Origin of the sequence: Sphingomonas sp. R86520, from assembly GCF_042466285.1 — a bacterium.
In the GTDB taxonomy this organism is placed as follows: Bacteria; Pseudomonadota; Alphaproteobacteria; order Sphingomonadales; family Sphingomonadaceae; genus Sphingomonas.
In genome coordinates, this window is sequence record NZ_JAXHBZ010000001.1 from 1,000,334 (window position 1) to 1,025,043 (window position 24,710).

The 24,710-nt window shown below is 67.6% G+C and carries 19 protein-coding genes and 2 riboswitches; of the genes, 5 read left to right on the forward strand and 14 right to left on the reverse strand.

Features of this window, described 5'->3' with window-relative positions:
• Positions 1–138: 138 nt before the first annotated feature.
• Genes cobF through cbiE form a run of 6 tightly spaced genes read right to left on the reverse strand, consistent with a single transcriptional unit; the run spans position 139 to position 5,272 of the window.
• Complete coding sequence (cobF, locus tag SJY41_RS04800; RefSeq protein WP_380779523.1) at positions 139–909, reverse strand: precorrin-6A synthase (deacetylating); 771 nt, start codon at positions 907–909, stop codon at positions 139–141.
• Positions 906–1,628 (reverse strand): uroporphyrinogen-III C-methyltransferase, encoded by a 723-nt coding sequence (cobA, locus tag SJY41_RS04805; RefSeq protein WP_380779525.1) that lies wholly within the window; start codon positions 1,626–1,628, stop codon positions 906–908. The genes cobF and cobA overlap by 4 nt, the downstream gene beginning before the upstream one ends.
• A complete protein-coding gene (locus tag SJY41_RS04810; protein WP_380779527.1) occupies positions 1,625–2,932 on the reverse strand; it encodes a cobyrinate a,c-diamide synthase in 1,308 nt (435 codons plus the stop codon). The genes cobA and SJY41_RS04810 overlap by 4 nt, the downstream gene beginning before the upstream one ends.
• Positions 2,929–3,714, reverse strand: coding sequence for a precorrin-4 C(11)-methyltransferase (gene cobM / locus SJY41_RS04815; RefSeq protein ID WP_380779528.1), 786 nt, complete (start codon positions 3,712–3,714; stop codon positions 2,929–2,931). The genes SJY41_RS04810 and cobM overlap by 4 nt, the downstream gene beginning before the upstream one ends.
• Entirely contained in the window at positions 3,711–4,076 is a 366-nt protein-coding gene (locus SJY41_RS04820) for a cobalamin biosynthesis protein (protein ID WP_380779530.1), read from the reverse strand. Before SJY41_RS04820 ends, cobM begins: the two co-directional genes overlap by 4 nt.
• The gene (gene cbiE / locus SJY41_RS04825) at positions 4,073–5,272 is read right to left on the reverse strand and encodes a precorrin-6y C5,15-methyltransferase (decarboxylating) subunit CbiE (RefSeq protein WP_380779532.1); all 1,200 of its coding nucleotides are present in this window, start codon (positions 5,270–5,272) and stop codon (positions 4,073–4,075) included. The genes SJY41_RS04820 and cbiE overlap by 4 nt, the downstream gene beginning before the upstream one ends.
• Here cbiE and SJY41_RS04830 point away from each other — a divergent pair.
• Entirely contained in the window at positions 5,271–6,020 is a 750-nt protein-coding gene (locus SJY41_RS04830; protein ID WP_380779533.1) for a cobalt-precorrin-6A reductase, read from the forward strand. The genes cbiE and SJY41_RS04830 overlap by 2 nt on opposite strands.
• Here the strand turns inward: SJY41_RS04830 and cobJ are convergent.
• The 7 genes from cobJ to SJY41_RS04865 form a co-directional block, all read right to left on the reverse strand.
• Positions 5,996–6,745 carry a precorrin-3B C(17)-methyltransferase gene (cobJ, locus tag SJY41_RS04835; RefSeq protein WP_380779535.1) on the reverse strand — a complete coding sequence of 250 codons (750 nt, stop codon included), beginning with the start codon at positions 6,743–6,745 and terminating at the stop codon, positions 5,996–5,998. The genes SJY41_RS04830 and cobJ overlap by 25 nt on opposite strands.
• Entirely contained in the window at positions 6,742–7,479 is a 738-nt protein-coding gene (gene cobI / locus SJY41_RS04840; protein ID WP_380779536.1) for a precorrin-2 C(20)-methyltransferase, read from the reverse strand. Before cobI ends, cobJ begins: the two co-directional genes overlap by 4 nt.
• Positions 7,476–8,105, reverse strand: a complete 630-nt coding sequence (locus tag SJY41_RS04845; protein WP_380779538.1) for a precorrin-8X methylmutase — start codon at positions 8,103–8,105, stop codon at positions 7,476–7,478. The genes cobI and SJY41_RS04845 overlap by 4 nt, the downstream gene beginning before the upstream one ends.
• Entirely contained in the window at positions 8,106–9,263 is a 1,158-nt protein-coding gene (locus SJY41_RS04850; protein ID WP_380779540.1) for a cobalamin biosynthesis protein CobG, read from the reverse strand.
• Positions 9,260–12,493: a cobaltochelatase subunit CobN gene (gene cobN, locus SJY41_RS04855; RefSeq protein WP_380779542.1), complete on the reverse strand. Its 3,234-nt coding sequence runs from the start codon at positions 12,491–12,493 to the stop codon at positions 9,260–9,262. Before cobN ends, SJY41_RS04850 begins: the two co-directional genes overlap by 4 nt.
• 8 nt (positions 12,494–12,501) lie before the next feature.
• On the reverse strand, positions 12,502–13,551 hold the full coding sequence (cobW, locus tag SJY41_RS04860) for a cobalamin biosynthesis protein CobW (protein WP_380779544.1): 1,050 nt from the start codon (positions 13,549–13,551) through the stop codon (positions 12,502–12,504).
• A gap of 99 nt (positions 13,552–13,650) precedes the next feature.
• Positions 13,651–13,866: riboswitch (cobalamin riboswitch) on the reverse strand.
• A 55-nt stretch (positions 13,867–13,921) separates the two neighbouring features.
• Complete coding sequence (locus SJY41_RS04865) at positions 13,922–14,983, reverse strand: HoxN/HupN/NixA family nickel/cobalt transporter (RefSeq protein WP_380779546.1); 1,062 nt, start codon at positions 14,981–14,983, stop codon at positions 13,922–13,924.
• A 166-nt stretch (positions 14,984–15,149) separates the two neighbouring features.
• Positions 15,150–15,367: riboswitch (cobalamin riboswitch) on the reverse strand.
• Positions 15,368–15,610: 243 nt separating this feature from the next.
• Here SJY41_RS04865 and SJY41_RS04870 point away from each other — a divergent pair.
• The 4 genes from SJY41_RS04870 to SJY41_RS04885 are packed head-to-tail and all read left to right on the forward strand — an operon-like array spanning position 15,611 to position 23,110.
• On the forward strand, positions 15,611–18,949 hold the full coding sequence (locus tag SJY41_RS04870) for a LamG-like jellyroll fold domain-containing protein (RefSeq protein ID WP_380779547.1): 3,339 nt from the start codon (positions 15,611–15,613) through the stop codon (positions 18,947–18,949).
• A complete protein-coding gene (locus SJY41_RS04875; RefSeq protein ID WP_380779549.1) occupies positions 18,946–20,895 on the forward strand; it encodes a glycoside hydrolase family 97 protein in 1,950 nt (649 codons plus the stop codon). Before SJY41_RS04870 ends, SJY41_RS04875 begins: the two co-directional genes overlap by 4 nt.
• A 2-nt stretch (positions 20,896–20,897) precedes the next feature.
• Positions 20,898–21,644: a GDSL-type esterase/lipase family protein gene (locus SJY41_RS04880; protein ID WP_380784062.1), complete on the forward strand. Its 747-nt coding sequence runs from the start codon at positions 20,898–20,900 to the stop codon at positions 21,642–21,644.
• Entirely contained in the window at positions 21,641–23,110 is a 1,470-nt protein-coding gene (locus SJY41_RS04885) for a carboxylesterase/lipase family protein (RefSeq protein WP_380779551.1), read from the forward strand. Before SJY41_RS04880 ends, SJY41_RS04885 begins: the two co-directional genes overlap by 4 nt.
• 5 nt (positions 23,111–23,115) lie before the next feature.
• On the opposite strand, the gene SJY41_RS04890 is transcribed toward SJY41_RS04885, so the two are convergent.
• Positions 23,116–24,360 (reverse strand): ROK family protein, encoded by a 1,245-nt coding sequence (locus SJY41_RS04890; RefSeq protein WP_380779553.1) that lies wholly within the window; start codon positions 24,358–24,360, stop codon positions 23,116–23,118.
• Between the last annotated feature and the right edge of the window lie 350 nt (positions 24,361–24,710).

The following is a 24,710-nucleotide window of genomic DNA, read 5'->3' on the forward strand; positions in this document are numbered from 1 at the left end:
CCGTTGCCCGATCGGCGGTTACGACTCAAAGCCGGCATGGTCTCTGAACGTCGCAGCCATCTGTCATTCAGACTGCAGCAGAGTTCGTGTAACGTCAAAGCGTTAGAAACATGGCATTTTCTTCATGATCGTCGCATTCTACGCATTGGATTGATCGGACGCGGCACGCCGCAGCAGATAGATGTCCATGATCCAGCCATGCCGTTCGCGGAGCTGCGCGCGGGTTTGGGCGATTTGCCCGGCTATACCGACCAGCGGACCGGCGAGCAGCGCTTGCGCCGGCATGCCGAGATAGGCGCCCCACCAGATCGTGATACCGTGCGGATCGAGCGCTTCGAACGCGCATCCCGCATCAAGCATCACCGCGACGCTGTCTATCCCGTCCGGCCATCCGCCTGACCGTAACCGCCGGCCCGTGGTGATGAGGACCGGCGCGGCTAGCGTATTCAGCGGTATGGCATGGGCGGCGGTCAGTACCTGTAGGCTGGTGATGCCGGGCTCGACCTGCACACGCATCGCCATGCCGTCGCGTCTCAACCGCTCCGCGATCCGCAGGCTACTGTCGTAAAGCGATGGATCGCCCCATACGAGCAGCGCCAGTCGGCCTCCTTCCGGCAGATGACGTTCGATCTGCGCGCGCCAGCAGGCGGCGATCGCGTCGTGCCAGTGCTCGACCGCATCCAGGTACGGTGTTTCTCCACCGCGTTGCGGGAGATCGAACTCGACGATCCGCGTCGCGCCGGTCAGGACGCGGGCGCAGATCGACCGGCGCAGATCGATCAGGTCCGACTTCGCATCGCCCTTGCGCGGCAGCAGGAGGAGGTCCGCTGCGTTCATGGCTGCGACCGCGGCGCGCGTGAGATGGTCGGGGTTGCCGGTGCCGATCCCGATAAGGACAAGATCGATCATTCGCCGTCCATGAGCGGACCATACAGGATGAGCGCCGGCTTGCTGGAGAAGCCCTTCGCCAGCTGATCTGCCAGTTCGGCGATCGTGGAACGCGTCAGCTGCTGATCAGGGTGACCGATATTTTCCGCCATCAACGCAGGCGTGTCGGGAGCGAGACCATGCTCGATCAGTGACGCTGCCAGCGCCGGGAACGTGCGCTTCGGCATGAAGACGACCGTTGTCGCCTCCGGATCCGCAAGCGCCGCCATGTTGCGCTGTTCGGGGAGATCGCCTGTAATATCGTGCCCGGTGACGAACTGCACGCGACGGGCACTCAGCCGTCGTGTCAGCGGGATCTGTGCAGCGGCAGCGGCAGCACTGGCGGCGCTGATGCCCGGAATGATCTCGAACCCGATGCCAGCGGCTTTCAGCGCGACGATCTCCTCCTCAAGACGACCGAACATGCCAGCGTCGCCCGACTTCAGTCGGACCACGCGGCTGCCGCTTCGCGCATGGTCGACCAGTAGCTGCGAAACATGCGCCTGGCTCGGCGACGGGCGACCGGCGCGCTTGCCGACCGCGACGAGTTCGGCACCGACCCTGACATGGTCGAGGACCGCGCCCGAGGACAGATCGTCGAATAGCACCGTGTCCGCTGATTGCAGACGAGCAACTGCCTTGAGGGTCAGCAATTCGGGATCCCCCGGCCCCGATCCGACGAACGACACGAAACCGGTCATTGCGTGGCCGCAATCAGGTGAAAGAAACTGCCGGTGACCCGACCGCGATGCGAGCCGGTTTCGGCCACCGCGTTGCCCTCGGCATCGGTGACGGTGGCGAGCGCGGAATCCGGTTGTTCGACGATCGTCGAGTAGTGGAATTCGTGACCCGTCAGCATCGCGCCGGTATCGAAGCCGCCCATCGGCGCCAGCAGCGTCGCGCGACGATAACCGAGATGCATCTTGCGATGCGCATAGCTCGTGACGAGGCCAAGCAGCCCGGCCATCCGGTGATGCACGCCGTCCGCGTCGATCAGCCCCTCACCCAGCACCATATACCCGCCGCACTCTCCGTGAACCGGCCGGGTCGTGGCGTGTTCGGCAAGCGCCGTCTGGAAACGTCGCGCTTCGGCAAGGCGCCCGGCATGCAATTCGGGATAGCCGCCGGGTAGCCAGACCAGCTCCGCATCGGCAGCGGGAGGTTCGTCTGCAAGCGGCGAGAAGGGGCGAATTTCCGCGCCGGCGCGGTGCCACGCCTCCAACACATGCGAGTAGGTGAACGAGAATGCGGCGTCCCGCGCGAGCGCGATCCGTTGTGCCGGTGGACGGTGCCAGACGGGTTCGCCTCCGGCCGGCGGGTGCGCCGTCGCCGCGCCGCGAAGCGCAGCGATGTCGACATTGGCCCGTAGGAACGTTGCATATTCGCTGATCCGCGCGTCGAGATCAGGATGCTCGGCGGCTTGCACCAGTCCAAGATGCCGTTCGGGCAGCTTCAGGTCGCCGCGCCTCGGCAGCGCGCCGAAGACGCGGATACCGATCGCCTCCATGCCAGCGCGCGCAAGCCGCTCGTGGCGTGGACTCGCCACCCGGTTCAGGATGACGCCTGCGATGTTGACGCTCGGATCATATCGACTGAACCCAAGCGCGGTGGCGGCTGCCGACTGTGCCTGCCCGGAAACGTCTATAACAAGGACGACCGGCCAACCCATGCGCCGCGCGATATCGGCGCTGGCACCGTTGCCTGTCGCGCCGGCCTTCGCGACACCGTCAAACAGTCCCATCGAGCCTTCGCTTATAGCGAAATCCGCATCGCTCGCCTGGTCCGCCAGAGTATCGAGCATGGTGGCGGGCATCGACCAGCTGTCGAGATTGAACGAGGCGCGACCGCTTGCCGCGCGGTGAAACGCCGGGTCGATGTAATCCGGGCCGCACTTGAACGGCTGGACGACGATACCGTCATCCCGCAGCGCACGGAGCAGCCCGAGCATGACCGTGGTCTTGCCGGTGCCCGAAGCGGGCGCAGCAATCAGGAGGCCGGGCGTCATGCGGTATCTCCTGCAAACCTGGAATCGGCAGATTGCGGACGGAAGCGACGGTCATAGCCGGCCGCGTAAAGGCTGCTTTCGGCGAAATCGCGTGCGGCAAGCGCCTGTCCGACTAGGATCAGGGCGGTGCGGTCGGGCTTGCCCGCGACCGCATCCGCGATGGTCTCCAACGTGGCACGCACGATTTGCTCGTCGGGCCAACTCGCACGCCACACGATCGCTGCGGGGCAGTCCGGACCATAAACCGGGGCCAGGTCGGCGACGACGCTTGCAAGATTGTGAACCGAGAGATGGATCGCGAGCGTCGCGCCGGTCGCGGCGAACGCGGTGAGACTCTCGGCAGCGGGCATCGTGCTGGCGCGCCCCGGCGTGCGCGTGAGCACCACCGACTGCGCGAGTTCCGGAAGCGTCAGTTCGACTTCGAGCGCCGCTGCCGCTGCGGCGAAGGCCGGTACGCCGGGCGTGATCGTAAATGGAATACCGAGCGCGCGGAGACGACGAAGTTGCTCGCCCATCGCCGACCAGATCGAAAGGTCGCCGGAATGGAGCCGCGCGACGTCCTCGCCCGCTGCATGTGCCGTCTGAACTTCGGCGATGATCTGGTCGAGCGACAACGACGCCGTGTTGACGATCCTGGCGCCGGGCGGACAATGATCGAGCATCGCCGCCGGGATCAACGACCCTGCATACAAGCAGACGGGCGACGCCGCGATCCGATCGCGGCCGCGCAATGTGAGGAGGTCCGGCGCACCAGGGCCCGCACCGATGAAATGAACAGTCATGCAGCGAATCCTTGGGCGATGGCGCAGGTCGCCATCCGATCGGGAGATATATGGCGAGAGGTGAGCAACCTTGCGCCGGTACCAGCGGCGACGAGTGCCGATGCTTCGGCGACGCTGCCGGTTCCGCGAGCACGGACGCTGGCGGCTGATCGGGTGGCTGTATCTACACGCTGCAAGGCTTCTGCCGAGACGGTAATCAGCGGCAGTTTCAAGGCTCGCGCAAGACCGCCCACCAGCAGCGCTTTGTCTTTCGGGGCGGCGAGTGCAGTGACTGGAGGCTGGCCGCGTTGCGCGCGTGCAAGCGCCGCGCGAAGGGAAACCTCGTCGGCCGCCTGGCGAAAACCGAAGCCGGCGACGATCACAGCGCGACGCACCATTGGACGACCGGATACCGCGCCCGCCAACCGCGTCGGGTCCCGAGCGGAACAGCGTCCGAAAGCTCGATGCGGAGAAGAGTGCCGCCTTTCGCCTCGTGCCAACGGGCAAGCAACGCTTCGGACTCGAGGGTTACGGCGTTGACGACGAGGCGGGTACCGGTACCGACCAGCGTCCACAACGCGTCCAGCAAGGCGTCCGTCAAACCACCCCCAACGAAGATCGCGTCGGGCAGGTCCTGCCCCTTCAACGCCCCGGGTGCGCTGCCTTGGACGATCCGCAGGCGATCGACACCCAAGGCGGCGGCGTTGGTAGCCGCTCGCGCGACGCGGACCGGGTCCGCCTCGAACGCGATCGCTTGCGTCGACGCGTGGCTCAGCAACCATTCGATTCCGATCGAGCCCGACCCAGCCCCGATGTCCCACAACATTTCGCCTGGCTTCGGCGCGAGCGCGGACAGCGTCAGCGCACGGATCGGACGCTTGGTGACCTGGCCGTCATGCGCGAACCAGTCGTCCGACAGGCCCGATGCCCGCGGTAACGTCGCACCGTGCCCGACAAAGGCGATCGCGACTGCAACGGGGTGGGCAACGTCGACGAACGTCATCGCATCCGCGGTCACCTCGCGAATCCGCTCCCGGGGGCCGCCGAGTGCCTCGAGGATGTGCAGGTGCGACGCGCCGAGGCCTAGATCCCGGAGATAGCGCGCGAGCTCGGCCACCGCATCGCCATCCCGAACCAGCGCGATCGCGCGGCGGCCGACCGCGATATGCGGCCGAAGCCGTGTAAGTGGCGCCGCGTGGAGCCCCACACAGGCCGTATCCTCGAGCGCCCAGCCTAGCCGCGCCGCTGCGAGGCTGAAGGTCGACGGGGACGCGAGTGCGACCCACTCGTCAGCGGACAGGCGTCGCGTTATCGACGTGCCCGCTCCGAACCAGAACGGATCGCCGGACGCCAGCATGACGACCCGTCGGCCGCGATGAACCAGCAGCTGGTCCAGTCCATTCTCGAACGGCACTGGCCACGCCACGGCCTCGCTCTTAAGGTTCGGGAGCAGCGCGAGATGGCGGCTCGCGCCGAATACGATTTCTGCCTCGGCGATAGCGGATCTTGCCGAGGCAGAAAGACCCGCCGCGCCGTCTTCGCCGATACCGACGATCGTCAGCCAGGGAGTGTCAGTCATGCCGAACATCCTGGTGCTGGGCGGCACGACCGAAGCCAGCGCGCTCGCCGCCGTGCTGGCCGCACGTGGCGATGCCGCCGTGCTGAGCTACGCGGGGCGGGTAGCCAGTCCGAAGGTGCAACAGATTCCGGTCCGGATCGGCGGATTTGGCGGAGCTGCCGGACTGGCCGGGTATCTGCGGTCGCACGCCATTACGCATCTGGTGGACGCAACGCATCCCTTCGCCGCGCAAATGAGCGCCAACGCGATTGCGGCAGCGGACGATGCGGGCGTCCCGCTGATCGCCCTGACCCGGCCGGCCTGGACACCGATCGCTGGCGATCGATGGACTTGCGTCCGCGACATAGGCGCCGCCGTCGCGGCGCTGGCAGGGCCGCCTCGACGCGTGATGCTGGCGCTTGGACGGATGCATGTCGACGCGTTCGCCGCACAGCCTCAGCACACATATCTTCTCAGGTTCGTCGATGCGCCGGTCAAGGCGCCGGAACTGCCGCAGTACAGTCTCGTGGTCGATCGCGGGCCGTTCGATGTCGCCGGCGATCAGCACTTGCTGCAGGCCCATGATATCGAGATCGTGGTCTGCAAGAACGCCGGTGGCGTGGGCGCCGTGGCGAAGGTCGCAGCGGCACGCGCGCTTGGCCTGCCCATGATCATGATCGACCGCCCTGCCCTGCCCGCTCGGCGCGAAGTCCATGCCGTGGCCGACGTGGTGCGATGGCTGGATCACGAGGCCGACCGCGGCGTGTAGAGGATCGGGCCGATCGCCCGGTCGATGACCCGCGTCAGGCTCGAGCCGACGATGATCATCGTCCGCATATCGGCCATCTCGGCGCTGGCTTCCGGCAGCGGGACGATGCGAAGCGTTTCTTGCGCGGTGGAGACGGCGCGGGCGAACAGGACGGGGCGATCGTCGCGGCAGGTCTCGTTGAGGATCTCGAAGATGCGGACGAGCCCGTCGGGACGCGCTTTCGATCGTGGGTTGTAGAAGGCGATCGCGAAGTCGGCTTGGGCCGCGAGGCGCACCCGGCATTCGATCACGCCCCAGGGCTTGAGGTTGTCCGACAGGTTGATCGCGCAGAAGTCATGGCCCAGCGGCGCACCGGCGCGGGCGCTCGCGGCGAGCATCGCGGTGATCCCGGGAAGGACCCTGATGTCTAGGTCGCGCCATTCGGACGGGCCGGCTTCGAGCGCTTCGAATACCGCCGCGGCCATGGCGAACACGCCGGGGTCGCCGGACGAGACGACGACGACCCGGTGGCCCTGCGTTGCCAATTGCAAGGCATGCGTCGCGCGGTCGAGTTCGACACGGTTGTCGCTCGGGTGGAGCACCAGGCCCTCGCGGGAGGCGATGCGCGCGACGTAGGGGATGTAGCCGATAACGTCGGTCGCTTCGGCGAGCGCGGCGGTGACTTCGGGCGTCACCATATTCGGATCGCCGGGGCCGAGGCCCGCGATCGCCAGCCAGCCGGTCATGGTCGCCGCCCCTGTCCGTGGATCAGCAGGATCGAGAAATACGGCGTGATCACTCCCGCCTCGCAGAGCCGCGTGACACGTTGATCGGCCATTGCGGCGTATTCCACCAGCCACGCCTCGCTCTCGCGCCCGGCGGCGGCGACGGCGCGGCGGAGCTTGGCGAGGTGGCGGCCAATCTTCATCACCACCAGCGCGTCGGTATCGCGGATGCGGCGGACCAAATCCTCCTCGGGAAGCGTGCCCATGAGCACCGTGAGCACGTCGTCGCCCCAGGTGATCGGTGCGCCGCTCGCAGTCCAGGCGCCCGACATGCCGGTGATGCCGGGGACGACCTGCACCGGTGCGATCGTCTGCAACCGCGTGTAGAGGTGCATGAACGAGCCGTAGAAGAACGGATCGCCTTCGCAGAGCACGACAATATCCTCGCCGTTGCGGGCCAGTGCCGCTAGGTGATCGATACAGCCTTCGTAGAAGGCCGAAAGGCAGTCGTTGTAACGCGGATCTGAAACCGGGATCTCGGTGGTGACCGGGTATTCCATCGGAAACTCGATCACGTCGGCGCGCAGCATGCCCTCGACGATCTTGCGCGCTTGGCCGGGGCGGCCGGCCTTGCGAAAATAGGCGACGTGGCGCGCACTGCGAACCAGGCGATCCGAGCGGACGCTCATCAGGTCCTGCGCGCCCGGGCCCAGGCCCACGCCGTGGATGGTTCCGCCAGTTCGCACGGGAGTCATTCGGTGCCGCTCGCGAGCGCGTTGATCGCGGCGACTGTGATCGCGCTGCCGCCCATTCGGCCTTCGACGACCACGCACGGCACGGGCTGGTCGGTCCAGAGCGCCGCCTTCGATTCCACCGCGCCGACGAAGCCTACGGGGCAGCCGATGATCGCGGCCGGGCGCGGGCAATCGGGGTCCTCGAGCATGTTCAGCAGGTGGAACAACGCGGTGGGTGCGTTGCCGATCGCGACGACCGCGCCGGCGAGATGTGGGCGCCAGAGTTCGAGTGCGGCGGCCGATCGCGTGTTACCCATCGTCCTTGCGAGCTCGAGGGTTTCGGGCGCGTGGAGCGTGCAGACGATGCGGTTGTCCGCAGGCAGTCTCGCGCGCGTGATGCCTTCGGTTACCATGCGCGCGTCGCAGAGGATCGGGGCGCCGGCCTGCAACGCGCGGCGGGCTTCGACCGCGAATGTCGGCGAGAAGCGGAGGTGCTGGGCGAGCCCGACCAGCCCCGCGGCGTGGATCATGCGGACGGCGACGGGCTCCTCCCCAGGCGAGAAACGGGCGAGATCGGCCTCCGCGCGGATCATCGCGAAGGACTGGCGGTAGATCGCCGCGCCGTCGGTTTCATAGGCGTACGGCATTCAGGCGGCTCCGAAATGGGCGAGGATGTGCGCGGCGTCGAGACCAGCGCGGGTGGGTGGTGCGCCCGCGCGGGCGTCGAAAGCGAGATCGAAGCAGCCTTCACGACCGGTCAGCGTGACGTCGGCCGGGATCGCGCGGGCGCATCCCTTGGCGCATCCGGAAACGTGGAGCCGACCTTCAACGTAAGGCGCCAGGCGGAGCGCCAGACTGCGGGTGTCGACCGTGCCCTGCGGACAGGCCGGCGCGCCTACGCAGGCATCGGTGCGGAGTAACGGCGATAACGGATAAGTTATAAAGTCAGCGGGATCAGGCTCCACCGCGAATGCCGCATCGGTTTCGCAGACCGCGATGTGCCACGGCGTGAGGCGGATCGCCGCGATCGCGATCTCGGCTTCGATGAAGCGGGATAGCGCCACTGCCGAAACGCGGCCAAATGGCAGGCCAAGCGCGATGCCGAGCGAGTGCCGGCCGGGCTGGACGCGGGGCGCATTCGCTGCGGGCGTTATCGTTGCGGCAGCCCACTTGGGAAGAGGCGCGTGGTGTCTTGCCATCCGACCGCTCGCCGTGCCGCCGGTTTCGACGAACCAGCGGGCTAGCGCGATCAGGCGATCGACTTCGCTGCCGGGCGACAACGGCGCGCCAAGGTCTCGGCCGTCGGCGCGGAGGATCAATTGGCCGCAGGCGGCGCGTTCGACGCGGAAGTCGGCGGGTGCATCCTGCAGCAGGGGCGCAGCACCGGCGTCGATCGCGAAGCCCACCTTGCCGGGAAGGTCTGGCAGTTCGGAGAGCCGGGCGCGCAACTCTTCCGCGATACGGTGGGTGTCGTCCTCAGCGTGCCAGTCGGGCGCAACGAGAATGTTGGCGCGGGCTTCCCGGGTCGCATCGGGATCGATCAGGCCCAGGCTCAGGAGCGTGTCGATGAGCGCGCGCCAGCTATCCTCGCGGACCCCGCGGATCTGGAGGTTGGCGCGGTTGGTGGCGTCGATCTGGCCGTTGCCGTGTTCCGCTGCCGCCTCGCAGAGATCGAGCACCTGCGCGCGCGTCAGGCGACCGAGCGGTGGGCGGACGCGCACCAACAGGCCGTCGCCGGCCATCATCGGGCGCCATGCGTCGGGGCACCAGCCCTTGACGACGCCATTGGTAGCGGGCGCGCTCATGCCGGCAGGTCGAGCGCGGCGAGGATCGAGTTGCGGCGGGTCGGCCACAGGTCTGCGGCATGGAGCGCGGCGAACCGCGCCTGCATCGCCGCCAGTGCGACGGGGTTCGCCGCGGCGAGGAAGGCGTGGACGTCTTCGCGGCCCAGGGTAGCGACGTAATAGAGGTCGATCAGTTCGGGCCGGACTGCGCCGGCGAGGTGCGCGAACGCGCCAAGGTGATCGAGCGTGGCGGCGATCTCCGCCCCGCCGCGGAAGCCGTGGCGCATCATGCCGTCCACCCAGCCGGCGTGGGCTGCGCGGGCGTGGACGACGCGGGCGATCTCCTCCTTGAGCGGGCGCGCCTTGGCTCGAGACGGGTCTCGCGCGTCGAGATGGTAGAGGACGGCGTTCCCGCCGGCGACCGATTGCGCGGCGGCGAAGCCTGCTTCGTGCGCGGCATAGTCTGCGGCGAGCAGCAGGTCGGTTTCGGGCAGGTCCTGGACGTGGACGAAGGCGTCCGCAGCGGCGACACGGTCGCGGATGCCGATCGGGTCGAAGCTGTCGGTGCCGTCATCGAGCGCGTGGCTGGAGGCGGATAGCCAGGCCTTGCCGGCAATCAGGCGCGCTTCCGGCGTGTAGGTTTCGGCGGCGTCGCCCATCCTCAGGCCGTAGCGGCCGGGTTCGGGGCCGTAGACGCGCGGGGTTGGCGTCCGGCCGACGAACGGGTTCCAGTCCGCGGGCTCGTCGCGTGCGCCGAGCGCACGGACGGCTTGGCCGAACATCGTGCAGAGTGTCGGGAAGGCATCCCGGAACAGGCCGGATACGCGCAGGGTGACGTCGATGCGTGGGCGATCGAAACTGGCAAGCGGGAGGATCTCGACGCCCGTGACGCGGTCGGACTGCATGTCCCAGACCGGTTCCGCGCCGAGCAGGTGGAGCGCCATCGCGAACTCCTCGCCCGCGGTACGCATCGTCGCGGACGCCCACAGGTCGACGACGAGGGTGCGCGGGTAGTCGCCCTGATCCTGCAGATGACGACGGACTAGCTCTTCGGCGAGCTTCACGCCCTGGGTATGGGCGGCGCGCGACGGGACCGCGCGGGGGTCGGTGGTGTAGAGGTTGCGGCCAGTCGGTAGGACGTCGGCGCGGCCTCGCCACGGCGAGCCGGAGGGGCCGGCTGCGACACGCTCGCCTCGAAGCGCCGACAGCAGTCCGGCGCGTTCGGCTTCGCCTTGCTCGCCGCGGCCGTAGATGTGGAGGCCGTCGCCATACTGGCTCTCCTTCACATCGCACACGAACGTGTCGATGCGGGTGATGGCCTCCGACTGCGACTGTACGTCGTCCAGGCCAAGGGTTGCGGCGAGCCCCGTGGCGCTGGCTTCGTCGCGGATGTCGCGTTGCAGACGGTCGCGCCGCGCCGGGTCGAGGCCGTCGGCATTGGAGAATTCGTCGAGCAGCGCTTCGAGGCGGCCGAGGCCGGCGCCGGCACGGGTGCGTTCGAGCGGCGGCGGGACGTGACCGAGCGTGACGGCGCCGATCCGGCGCTTGGCCTGGGCCGCTTCGCCGGGGTCGTTGACGATGAATGGGTAGATGACGGGCGTCGCGCCAGTGAGGGCTTCGGGCCAGCAGGCGTCCGACAGCGCGACCGACTTGCCGGGCAACCATTCCAGCGTGCCGTGCGCGCCGACATGGACCAGCGCGTCGGTGCCGCGGGTGCGAAGCCACAGGTAGAAGGCGACATAGGCGTGGCAGGGGCAGCGCGAGAGGTCGTGATATTCTTCCGCACGGTGCTCGGTTCGGCCGCGTTCGGGTTGGAGGGCGACGAGCGCCCCGCCCTGGTCGATCGCGGTGAAGGTAAAGTCCTCGGTAGGTTCGCCCCAGGTTTGATGGAGATCTTCGCGGAGGGCTTTGGGGAGGTACGCGAGCGATGCGCGGTACTCGGTGAGTGACCAGTGGATCCGGGACGTGGCGAGGTCGCCGGTTTCGGGAATGATCGCGTAGCCGGCTTCGGTGAGGTCGGCGAGGATCGCCTGCGTGGAGGCGAGCGCGTCCAGACCGACGGCGTGGGCCATCTGGTAGGTCTTGCCGGGGTAGGTCGAGAGGACGATCGCGAGGCGGTGCTCGGCGACCGGTTTGCTGGCGAGGCTCGTCCGGGCTTCGATGCGGGCGGCGATCGCGGTGATGCGGGCTGGGTCCGCACGGTGTTCGCGGCGGGTATATTCGAGGTCACCATCACGCGCGGCGGCTTCCTTGAAGCTGGCGACGCCGGCGAACAGGCGGCCGTCCACTTCGGGGAGGACGACGTGCATGGCGAGGTCGGCGGGCGACAGGCCTCGCGTCGCGCCCGCCCAAGCTGCACGATCGGAGGTGGCCAGCGCAATCTGGAAGACCGGGACGTTGGCGGCGTCCAGCGGTGTGGTGTCGGTGGCACCGCGGGCGGAAAAGGCGGTGGCGTTGACGATCGCGGCGGGTTTCAAAGCTTCCACCCAGCGGGTTAGCCAGCCGGCTGCGTCTGGGGCTTTCAATGACGGTGCGAACAGGCCGATGACGTCGAAGCCGCGCGCGGTCAGTGCGGCGTGGAGTGCTTCGATCGGGTGTAGGTCGGCGGCAGTGAGATAGGAGCGGTAGAAGACGAGCAGTATGCGCGAACGTCGCGCGTTCATGGCGAAGGCGGCCGGGCACGTCGCGCCGTCGTGAAGCTGCCAGCCACCGACGTCGGCGATCGCGCGGACCCCGGTGACGGGACCGGCGTAGCAGCCAGACGCCAGCGCGAATTGCGCTAGTGCCGCCTGCGCTGCGACCGCGCCACCGGTGTCGCAAAGCTGGGCGAGGCGCCGCAGCGTCGAGAGCGGGATGGTCGAGGCGGCGTCGAGGCGCATGTCTATCCGGCCGTCTGCAGCGAGGACGGCGAGCGCGATGCGGTTCTCCCGCGCGAGGTTTTCGACCTGTTGCAGGCCGTAGCTCCAATAGGAGCGCCCGCCGATCAGCCGGATCAGGATGCCCTTCGCGCCCGCCAGCGTCTGTTCGACATAGGTGTCGACCGAGAGCGGGTGCTGGAGTGCGGTCAGGTTGGCGAGGCGGAGCGAGGGTAAGCGGCTTCCGAGGGCGTCCGCACGTCTCCAGCCTGCGGCGAACGCGCCGAGGTCGCCGTCGGAGAAGGACAGGACGACGAGATCCGCCGGGGATTGGGCGAGGTCCTGTGGGACCGCGCTTTCCTCCAGCCCATGGGTCTCGCGGAAGACGACGTGCATCTTGGGCCTCAGGCGTCCAGCGCGGCCTTGATGCGGGCCTCGTCGATACGGTCGTGCTCGGCGATCACCACGAGCTGCGTGCGGCGCGGCTCGTCGGCACGCCAAAGGCGATCATACTGCGTGCGGACGCGCGCGCCGACTGCTTGGACGAGGAGCCGCATCGGCTTTCCGGTGACCGCGGCATAGCCCTTCACGCGGAGGATGTCGGCGGTGCGAGCGAGCGCTTCGATCTTCGCGGTAAGGTCCGCGGGGTCGGCGATCTCGCCCAGTTCGACGACGACGCTGTCGAAATCGTCATGCTCGTGATCGTCCTCGCCGTCGTGGTGCGAGGGGCGACTGGCGATGTCGTCCTCGGCAGCGGCGTTGAGGCCGAGGATCACGCGCGGATCGATGATGCCGTCGGTCAGGTCGATCACCGGAAGCGGCCTTGCGGACTCGGCGGCGATCACCGCGCGCGCCTTGGCGACCCCCTCGGGGCCGGCGAGATCGACCTTGGTCAGCAGAACGAGGTCGGCGCAGGCGAGCTGGTCCTCGAACACCTCCGAGAGCGGAGTCTCGTGATCGACACTCGGATCGGCGGCGCGCTGGGCGTCCAGTGCCGCGACGTCTGGCGCGAAGCGGCCGGCGGCGACCGCCTCGGCATCGGCGAGCGCGATGACGCCGTCGACGGTGATGCGCGATCGGATCGCGGGCCAGTCGAATGCCTTCAGCAGCGGCTTGGGCAGCGCGAGGCCGGACGTCTCGATCAGGATGTGATCGGGGCGCGGGTCGAGCGCGAGCAATGCCTCGACGGTCGGGATGAAGTCGTCCGCGACCGTGCAGCAGATGCAGCCGTTCGCGAGTTCGATCACGTTCTCGGCCGGGCAATCGGGGATCGCGCAACCCTTGAGGATGTCGCCGTCGATGCCGAGCGTGCCGAATTCGTTGACGACGACGGCGAGGCGGCGGCCGTTCGCGTTGCGGATCAGGTGGCTGATGAGGGTGGTCTTGCCGGCGCCGAGGAAGCCGGTGACGATGGTGACGGGGACCTTGGCCAGATCGGGCGAACGGTCGGACATTCTTATTCTCCTTCGAGCACACGCACGCACGACCTTGCAGCCGCGCCTGTTCGTCGCTCAGACGGAGTACCGTGCCGTGACCACCCCCTGGATCATGGCAAGAGCGACCGTTGCGCTGGCAGGTCTCCTGGCTCGCGGGTCGAAGCTCTTCGCACACCTTCCCAGGATTTCGCCCAGTGGCTGCCCCGTAAAAGGGCGCGTGCGTGTCGCTCACCGCTTACAGTTGCAGGGACAGCCGCGGCATTGGAGGAGCGAACCCTTCCGCACCGCATTCCCATTCAAGCCCCGAAGGGCACCGGCGCGATCTGTGAGGTTCGGTCCAACCGACCCTCGAAGGCGCGACCTAAAGGACTTTGCGACCGGCCGCCAGCTATCCGTGCACGACTTCGATCTCGTCGAAGCGTTTCCAGCGGTAGATCGCGAAGCTCAGCACCCAGCAGAGCACGAACAGGCCTATGATCGCGAAGCCCAGGCCGTTGAAGTTCTCGCCGAGCGCCGCGGCGACGTCCCACACGCCGCCGGACAGGCCGAGCTTCGTGCCGAGCAGCGCCAGCGTCTCGATCCCGCCGATCGCGATCGCGACTATGGCGGAGATCAGCGTGATGGTGATGTTGTAATAGAGTTTGCGGATCGGCTTCACAAACGCCCATTCGTAGGCGCCGAGCATGACGACCCCGTCCGCGGTATCGACCAGCGCCATGCCGGTCGCGAACAGGACCGGGAGCACGAGGACGGTGCCGATCGAGAGGCCGTCGGCGGCTTGGCTCGCGGAAAGCCCGAGGATCGCGACCTCCGTCGCCGTGTCGAAGCCCAGCCCGAACAGGAAGCCGAGCGGTGCCATGTGCCAGCTTCGCGTGACCAGCCGGAACATCGGGCGGAACAGCCGCGCGAGCAGGCCGCGATTGCCGAGCAGCAGGTCGAGGTCTTCCTCGACATAGGTACCGCCGCTGCGAACATGGCCGAAGGTGCGCCAGACCGAGCGCAGGATGATCAGGTTCATCGCCGCGATCGTGAACAGGAACACGGCGGAGACGATAGTGGCGACCACGCCGCCGACCTGTTTGAACGCCTCGAACTGCGACAGTGCGCTGGCGGTGAAGGCGATCGCGACGGCCGCGATCAGGACGATGCCGGAATGGCCGATCGCGAACCAGAAGCCGACTGCGATCGGGCGCTGGCCGTCCTGCATGAGCTTGCGCGTCACGTTGTCGATCGCGGCGATGTGATCCGCGTCGACCGCGTGGCGCAGGCCGAGCCCCCAGGCGAGCAGCGCGGTGCCCAGCATCAGCGGTTGCGCGTGAAATAGCGAAAATGCCCAGCCCCAGGCGGCGATGTTGGCAACGACCAGGCCTGCGAACATCCAGCGGATCCGCTTGCGGGTGGCGGCGCGCGTCGGCCTTTCGACCGGTCTCCCTATCGTCAACGTCGTCATGCAGAACTCCCCGGCGTCCGACGAGGACGGGGGCCTGCCGCGAACGGCCGGGACGCGCGAAGACCGGACGCCATGAGCGGCCGACGCGCGTCGCCGTGCGGCCCCTGCCGCGCGTGTCGTCGCTCAGACGGCGTTCACCGTGCCTCGGTCACCCCCTGGACCGGGACAAGAGCGACCAGACGCCGGCAGGTCTCCTGGCTCACGGGTCAAAGCTCCACGCCACGCCTTCCCAGGGTAATCCCCAGTGGCTGCCCTCCAGTCGAAGGGCCCGTGCGTCTCGCTCACCGCTTACAGTTGCAGGGACAGCCGCGGCATTGGACGGCGAACCGTCCGCACCGCATTCCCAATCAAGCCCCGAAGGGCACCGACGCGATCATGCAGGTGACGTCGATCCGTCACCTGGATGATCGGGTATCCTGCTTTCGCCGCGCTGCCAATACGCATGGCTGCTCGACGCAAACCATTACGCAGCGGCCCCATCTCGTGCAATTCGTAATTCAATTTGGCTTTTTCGCCATGCTGCGTCATGTTCCTTGCCGAAGGCGGAGCGATCGAGACTCTGCGTACGGGAGGATGACGATGGGCAAGCGTATGATCGCGAGCGCTGTTTCGACGTTGGCGCTTTGTATGGCGACGACATTGTCAGCCCAGAGCTATGGGCCGCTGAACGTCGCGGCCCCTGCGGGCGGCGACACCCTCAAGACAAATATTGGTGGCGATAATGCCAAGCCGATCGACGCGCCGAACTGGACGCTGTCGGGATGGATCGAACCGCGGACGATCGGTGACGGGAACGTGCCGGTCGCGGGGTTCGGCGATATCGCGACCGGGCCACGCCGTTATCTCGCGCTCGACAAGGGCCGCCCGAGCCTCGTCACCGAAGCCGGTGCGCTGATCGCGCCGTCGCGGATCTCGGCGGGCAGCTGGCATCACGTCGCCGCGACGCTCGAGGAGGGTCAGGCCCGCCTGTACGTCGACGGCCGGCAGGTCGCGCAACGCCGCATGACCGCCGCGCCCGTACCGTCCGTCGCGACGGTCGCGCCGTTCGGTGGTCGCGTTTCCGGCTTCACACTGCAGGCCAATGCACTCGATACGAACGCCGTGCGCGCACTCGCCGCAACCAAACCGGACGCGCTGGTCGTCTATCAGGATGCGAGCCCCGACTGGCCGGTGCAGGTCCGCCAATCGCTGGGCCAGACCACCCCGCAGGATGCCTGGACCCGGCCGCTATCGAAGGCCCCCTTCCCCGCTCCCGTCGCCAAGCCATTGCCGACCGGACCCGCTATCGCGCCGCTGCGCGAGAATGCCTGGACAATTGCCGGCTGGCGTCTGGCCGAAGCGCCGAAGGTAACTGCGCCCGGCGCCACGCTGAGCCGCGCGGGCTTCGATGCGTCGACATGGTACGCGGCGACGGTGCCTGGCACGGTGCTGACGACGCTGGTCGACCGCGGCGTCTATGCCGACCCGGCATTCGGGCTGAACAACATGACGATCCCGGAAAGCCTCGCGCGGCAGGATTACTGGTATCGCACCGAGTTCGAGGCGCCCGCAGCGACCGTCGGCAAACGCCAGACGCTGAATTTCGACGGCGTGAACTACAGTGCCGAAGTGTGGCTCAACGGCGCGCCGATCGGCACGATGAAGGGCGCGTTCGTGCGCGGCCAGTTCGACGTGACCGGCAAGCTGCTGCCCGGACGCAACGCGGTCGCCGTGAAGGTGTCGCCGCCGCCGCATCCGGGCATCGCGCAGGAAGAGTCGCTGACGTCGGGGGTCGGCGAGAATGGCGGCATGATGATGCTCGACGGCCCGACCTTCGTCGCGACCGAGGGGTGGGACTGGATTCCGAGCATCCGCGACCGCAACATCGGCCTGTGGCGCGGTGTGACGCTGACCACCACGGGGACCGCGACGCTGGGCGATGCGCAGGTCGTGACGACCTTGCCCAAGGCGGACAACAGCGTGGCGGCGGTCGAGATCGGCGTACCCGTTGCGAACCATTCCGCTGGGTCGGTGACTGCGACCGTTCGCGCGGCGTTCGATGACGTCGTCGTCGAGAAGCAGGTGGCACTCGCGCCGGGCCAGACCGCCAACGTCGTCTTGAAGCCTGCGGACTTCCCGCAGCTGATGGTGCGCAACCCCAAGCTTTGGTGGCCGAACGGCTACGGCGCCCCTGCCCTGCACGACCTGACCCTGACCGCGTCGGTCGACGGCGCCGCGAGCGACACCAAGCACGTCCGCTTCGGCATCCGCCAGGTCACGTACGACATATCGCTGATGGACAAGGACGGCGACCTCGACCGTGTCGGCATCGACCTGTCGAAGGCGCGGCAGCGCGGCGAACGGATCGTCGACGGTTCGCATACCGGCATCCGCAAGGTCGCCAATGGCTGGGCCGCGAGCCTCGTGCCGGGCGCCGAGACATCGCCCGCGGTCACCCGGATCAAGGACCAGGACGGCCTGACACCGTATCTGGTGATCCGCGTCAACGGCGTGAAGATCGCTGCACGCGGCGGCAATATCGGCATGGACGACTTCATGAAGCGCGTCGACCGGACCCGGCTGGAGCCATTCTTCAAGCTGCACAAGGACGCGCATCTCAACATCATCCGCAACTGGGTCGGGCAGAACACCGAAGATACGTTTTACGATCTGGCCGACGAATACGGCCTGATGATCCTCAACGATTTCTGGGAATCGACGCAGGACTATAATCTGGAGGCGCAGGACCCGGCGTTGTTCATGACCAACGCGACCGACGTCGTGAAGCGATACCGCAACCATCCGTCGATCGTCGTCTGGTTCGGCCGCAACGAAGGCGTGCCGCAGCCGGTCCTCAACGAGGCGCTGGAGACGCTGATCGACAAGGAGGACGGCACGCGGCTCTACATGGGCTCGTCCAACCGGGTGAACCTGCAGAACTCCGGGCCGTACAACTGGCGCCCGCCGGTCGAGTATTTCACCCAGCACGCCAAGGGCTTCTCGGTCGAGAGCGGCACGCCGTCGCTGCCGACGCTGGAGGCGTGGAAACGCGCGATGGCGCCTGCCGATCAGTGGCCGATCAGTGATGCATGGGCGTATCACGACTGGCACCAGACCGGGAACGGCGCGGTGAAGACGTATATGGACGTGCTCGCCACGCGCTTCGGCGCCGGCACCAGCCTCGAGGATTTCGAGCGCAAGGCGCAGATGATGCAGTATGAATCGTACCGCGCGATCTTCGAGGGGATGAATGCGAAGCTGTGGACGGAGCATAGCGGTCGGATGCTGTGGATGACGCAGCCGGCATGGCCGTCGTCGGCGTGGAACATCTTCAGTTCGGACTATGACACGCAGGCCTCGTTCTACGGCGTGAAGAAGGCGTCCGAGCCGGTCCATGTCCAGATGAACCTGCCCGACTGGAAGGTCGTGCTGGTCAATAACGGTCTGGCCCCGCTCCGCGGCGTCACGGTGAAGGCGAAGGTGGTCGGGCTCGACAACCGGACGATCGCCGAGGAGTCCGCAACGATCACCGCCTCCGGCGAGGCGGCGAGCGATGCGTTCACGCTGGATCCCAAGGCGGCAACCGCGAACGGCGTCGCGCTCGTCCGGCTGGAGGCGAGCGATGCGGCAGGCAACCTGTTGTCGACCAACTTCTACTGGCAGGCGGCGAACGATGCGCAGTTCCAGGCGCTGAACGGTCTTGCGGCGGTGACGCTCGACACGGCATCGGCGACGCGGGTCGACGGCGCGGACACGGTGACCGCGGTGACGCTGCGCAATACCAGCGCGACGCCCGCGATCGAGACCAAGCTGACGGTGATGAACGCCGACGGCACGCAGGTCCTGCCCGCCTATTTCAGCGACAATTACGTCTCGCTGTTGCCGGGCGACCAGCGGACGGTCGAGATACGCTATCCGACAGCGAAGGCGTCTTCGGCGCATGTCGCGCTGCGTGGCTGGAACGTTGCAGGGGGAACGGTACGATGAAGGCGCTGGTATTCGTCGCGGCGTTGCTCGGATCGACGCCGGTCCTCGCGCAATCCGTTTCCTCGCCGGATGGGCAGATCGCGGTCACGCTTGGCACCAACGCCGCTGCGCAACCGACCTACCGCGTGGCCGTGGCCGGTCGCGAAGTGGTGGCGCCCTCGATGCTGGGGCTCGAGTTCGAGCGGTATGCCAAGTTGTCTAACGGGTTGAAGGTGACCGGCGTCGACCGGCGGCGCGGCGAGGATCGCTACACCTTGCTTGCTGGCAAGACGTCGTCGGTCGCGGAGCGGTATAACGAGATTGTCGTCCATCTTGCCGAGCCCGATGGCAAGGCGCGACGGCTCGACGTGATCGTGCGGGCTTACGACAGCGGGACGGCGCTGCGCTATGTCGTGCCGACGCAGCCGAACCTGACCTCGCTGCGGATCGTCAACGAACTGACGCAGGTCGCCTTCCCTGCCGATTACGACTGTACCGGGCTCAATCTCGGCAGCTTCGGGACCAGCCATGAGGGCGAATATGATCCGGTGAAGGCGTCGGCGATCCGCCGGCACAATCTGTACGAACTGCCGCTGGTGTGCCGCACCGGCGTTGGCGGGCCGACGCTCGCCTTTGCGGAGGCCGACGTGACCGACTGGCCGGCACTGTATCTGACCGGCACCGAAACCGGCGCCCTCGGCGTCGAGGCCAAGCTGTCGCGGCGGATCGACGAGCCCACGATCGCGGTGAAGGCGGACGTCGGCAGCGGCGTCCGGTCGCCGTGGCGGGTTATCATGGTCGGCGCCAACCCCGGCGCGCTGATCGAGAACACCCTTCTCACCAGCCTGAACCCGGCGCCTAAGGGCGATTTCAGCTGGGTGAAGCCCGGCAAGACCGCGTGGGACTGGTGGTCCGGACCGATCCTAGCGGGCGTGCCCAAGGCTGGCACCAACGACGCGACGATCCGCGGCTATATCGATTTCGCGCAGTCGTGGAGGCTGCCCTACATGATGATCGACGACGGCTGGTATGTGAACAGCGGCGACGGCGGTACGCTCAATCCGGGAGCCGACCCGACCAGGCCGATCGCTGCCGTGGACCTGCCCGCGCTGGTCGAGTATGGACACAAGCGCGGCATCGGCCTGATCGTGTGGATCCACTGGAAGCTGCTCGACACCGACATGGAGCGGATCCTGGCGCAGGTCGAGGCTTGGGGGATCAAGGGCATCAAGGTCGACTTCATGGACCGCGACGACCAGGAGATGGTCGGATACTATCACCGCCTTGCCGAAGCGACCGCGCGACATCACCTGCTGCTCGACCTGCACGGCGCGACGCACCCGTGGGGAATGACGCGGACTTGGCCCAATTTCCTGACTCAGGAAGGCGTGCTGGGGGCGGAATACAACAAGTGGACGCGGCGCATCACCGCGCGGCACAACGTCACGCTCGCCTATACGCGGATGCTCGGCGGGCCGATGGACTATACGCCCGGTGGCTATCGCAACCGCACGCCGGCGACGTTCGCGCCGCATCCCGTCGGACCCGAGGTGCAGACCACGCGCGGCCAGACGCTGGCGATGTACGTGGTGTACGAAAGCCCGCTCGGGTCGATCGCCGACAGCCCCGATGCGTATCGGGGGCAGCCGGGGCTCGATTTTCTCGCCGCGGTGCCGACGACGTGGGACGAGACCCGGTTCCTGACCGGCGAACTCGGCGAGCATATCGCGGTCGCGCGGCGCAGCGGCAGGACCTGGTATATCGGGGCGATGACCGATGCCGCGCGGACAATCACGCTGCCGCTCGGGTTCCTCGGGACCGGCCGATACCGCGCACGGACCTGGACCGACGGGGCGACGCCAACCGACCTCGTCACCGCGACCCGTGCGGTAACGGCGCGCGACGCCCTGACCTTGACGCTGGCCGCGTCCGGAGGCGCCGCCGCCATAGTGGAGCCGGCCCAATGACCATGAGCTACGCCAAGATTGCGCTCGCGGGCATGATGGCTTTGACCAGTACGATGGCCACGGCGCAGACCGACGCCGACAAGCAACGGCAGGCGCAAGCGGCGGAGACGCGGCTGCACGAGGATTGGGCGTGGCTGGGCCGCTATCAGTCCGCCAACGCCGCGTTGCCGAAGCCGAGCAACCACCGCGTCGTCTTGATCGGCGATTCGATCACGCAGGGATGGTTCGACATGGTCCCGGAGTTCTTCGCGGACGACCGGATCGGGCGCGGGATCGGTGGGCAGACGACGCCGCAGATGTTGCTGCGGTTTCGGCAGGACGTCGTCGACCTGCACCCGGCGGTGGTTCAGATCATGGGCGGCACCAACGATATCGCTGGCAACACCGGGCCGATGACGCCCGAACAGACCAGGGCGAATATCATGTCGATGGCCGATCTGGCGCGCGCGAACGGTATCCGCGTGATCGTCGCCTCGATTACGCCGGCGGACCGGTTTCCGTGGCGGCCAGGTCTGGCGACGGCACCGAAAATCGCTGCGATGAACGCGTGGCTGAAGGACTATGCGGCGAAGATCGGCGCGACCTATGCCGATTACTGGGGTGCGCTGCACGACGGCGACGCGACCCGCGCCTCGCTGACCTATGACGGGGTACACCCGAACAAGGCGGGCTATGCGGCGATGGCGCCGGTCGCGGAAGCCGCGATCCGCCGTGCGCTCGCCAAGCCGGCGCCGCGGGGCCTGTTATGATCCTGGCTTTGGCGCTTGCGCTGGCCGGCGCGCCGATCGTTCGTACCGACGACGGGCCAGTGCGCGGCCAGGTTCTACCCGGCGGGACGCGCGTGTTCCGCGGCATCCGGTACGCTAAGGCGCCGGTCGGGCCGCTCCGCTGGCGCGCACCCGAGCGCCCGGCGAAATGGACCGAGCCGGTCGACGCGGTCGCCGAGCACGCTGCCTGTCCCCAAGGGGATTATGGCGAATGGAACCGCTCGGCGGCGCAACATGGATCGGAGGATTGCCTGTTCCTCGACGTCCGCACGCCGGCGATGGCGCCCGCCAAGGCGCTGCCCGTGCTGGTCTGGATTCACGGCGGCGCCAATCGTGGCGGCGCGGGTGGTGGCACGGTCGAGTCCGCGATCACCGACGGCGGTATCGTGCTGGTCAGCATCCAGTACCGGCTGGGCGCGCTCGGCTTCCTGTCGCACCCCGCGCTCAGCCGCGAACAGGGCGGGCGTTCGGGCAATTACGCACTGATGGACCAGCAGGCGGCGCTCGGCTGGGTCAAGCGCAACATCGCTAGGTTCGGGGGCGATCCGGCGCGTGTCACGATTGCCGGTGAGTCCGCGGGCGCGCAGGACGTCGCGCTGCACCGGCTGGCGCCTGCGTCGCGCGGCCTGTTCGCGCAGGCGATCGAGGAAAGCGGGACCGCGGGCTTCGGCGTGAAGCCGCGCAGCCTGGCGCAGAACGAGCGGCTGGGATCGCTGATCACGACCGCCGCCGGGTTGCCCGAGGCGGCGACTGCGGCGCAACTGCGCGCGCTGCCGGTCGACCGCTTGCTTGCAGTGCAGGACATGGTCGACGTTCCCGATCTGGACGACGACAGCTTCATCTGGTTGCAGGCAGTGGTCGATGGCCGCGTCCTCACCGATACGCCTGCCCGCCTGCTCGCTCGCGGCCAGGTCGATCGTACGCCGTTGATCATCGGCGTGAACGCGCGCGAACTGGGGCTACATGGCGGCCGTGTTGCGGCCGAAGCGACCGTCCGAGCAGAGTTCGGCGCAAACGCGGGTGAGGCGCTTGCCTTCTATGGACTCGATCCCGGTGGGACGCCCGTCGACGATCCGCGACTGGGTGACGTGACGGCGCAACTGGCCACCGATCTCACCTTCCGATGCCCGACCGTCGCGGTATCGAAGGCCCTGACCCGCGTTGGCGTGCCCGTCTGGCAATATCAGTTCGACTATGCGCCGCCCGGCGGTGCGGTGAGCCATGCCAGCGAGCTCGGCTATCTCTTCAATCCGCCAAAGCCCGGCCAGCCGCCGCTGCGAGCCTATTGGGTGAACTTCGTGAAGACGGGTAATCCGAACGCCGCAACGCTGCCTGCGTGGACGCGATATACGCTCGCCGGGCGGGACTATATGGCGTTCGACCAGTCCGGTCCGGTGTCTCGCCGCGACCTTCGGGGTGCGGTGTGCGGTTTACGCGATACGCCCTGACGGGCTCAGCTTTTGATCAGGATCGCGTCCGAGGGGAGTATCCGGTCGAGGAACGGCAGGATCGCGGCCCCCACCGCCGGTGCATCGCGCGACAGGCTGGCGCGGTACATCGGCGCAGTTGCCGGCAAATCGGGCGCGGCGGCGCGCAATTGAAGATCGGTCTGCGCCGCCAGCCGATCGAGCACGTCGGCCGGTAAACGGCCACCGAGCAAGACCGCGGCGGGGTTGAGAAGGCAGTTCACCGCGGTCAGCGCGGGCACCAGCGCGCGCGACGCATCGTCGAGCCACGCGTCGACATGCGGCGCGAACGCGGTGGGAAAGGGCTGCGTCGGATCGATCCCCGGCTTCATCACCCCCGCCGCCTCCAGGCGCGCGTTCAGCGCCGACAGGGAGACGACGTCCTGCAGCACGCGCGTCGCGTCGTCGGCGAGCGGGAGGAAGCCGATTTCACCGCTGCGGGCGTTGGCGCCACGATAATAGGCGCCGTCGATCACCACGCCGCCGCCCAACCCGGCGCTCACCAGGATATAGAAGAAGCTCGCATGGTCGTGGCCGTCGCCGAACTGCGCCTCGCCGATCGCGGCGGCAGCAGCGTCGTTGTCGATGTGGATCGACCAGGGCACGAGATCGGCCAGCATGGTCTGGAGATCGACTGCGCTCCAGGCTTCATAGCCGGAGGGTCGATGCGGTAGCGCCACGCGCCCGAGGTCGTCCGGAAGAGCGACGCCCATGCCCAGGATGCGATCCATACCGATCGCCTCCGTCTTCCGGATCTCCGCGACGCCGGTCTGGATCACGTCGAGGACGTCGCCGGGCATCGCGAACGGTATCTGGCGCGTGAAGCGGGATCGGACGACCCCCGCCAGATCGAGCGATACGAGCGTAACGTGATCGCGATCGATGTTGAGTCCGATCGCGAAGCAGCCGTCCGGGTTGATCCGCAGCCGTACCGCGGGTTGACCGCGGCCACCGGTGCGGCGACCGGCATCGATGATCAACTCGGCGTCGAACAGGCGGTTGGTTATGTTCGCGATCGTCGGCGCGGTGAGGTTCGTCATGGCCGCGATCTCGGTCCGGGTGATGTCCGGATGGCGGCGGATCACCTGGAGCACGACGCGCTGGTTATAATCACCCGCGCGCTCGAGATTGGTACCCGACAAACTCGGGCCGAGCCTCACTGCCCGCTCGTTCGCCGTCACGCCACCGTTGGTCGCCTGCTCGAAATCCGAAAAATCCACGGGTTTGCTCATCGTTCGGGCCGCCCGATCACGGCGTCGGCAGGTCGTGCGAGAACCTTAAGCGGAACAGGCGTCACGGGCAGGAACGTGTTCTCGGGGAACATGTGGGAAGGGGGCGAGCTGCCGAAGCCCGTCCGATACGGTTGCCGCGCGATCAAATTATCGTCCCACCGATGTTGACGTTGAGGCGCGTTGCACCAGCTTCACCAGTCCGGACAGAAACGTCCAGGCACACGCCGTTCTTCGAGCCCGTTTGGACGCGGCTCGATATTCCGTCGCTGTGATCTGTCATGGCCAGCCTCCTCCCGAACTTCCTGCGGACCACCGGATGGCGACCGCTCAGCTAATCATTCGGAATGCCG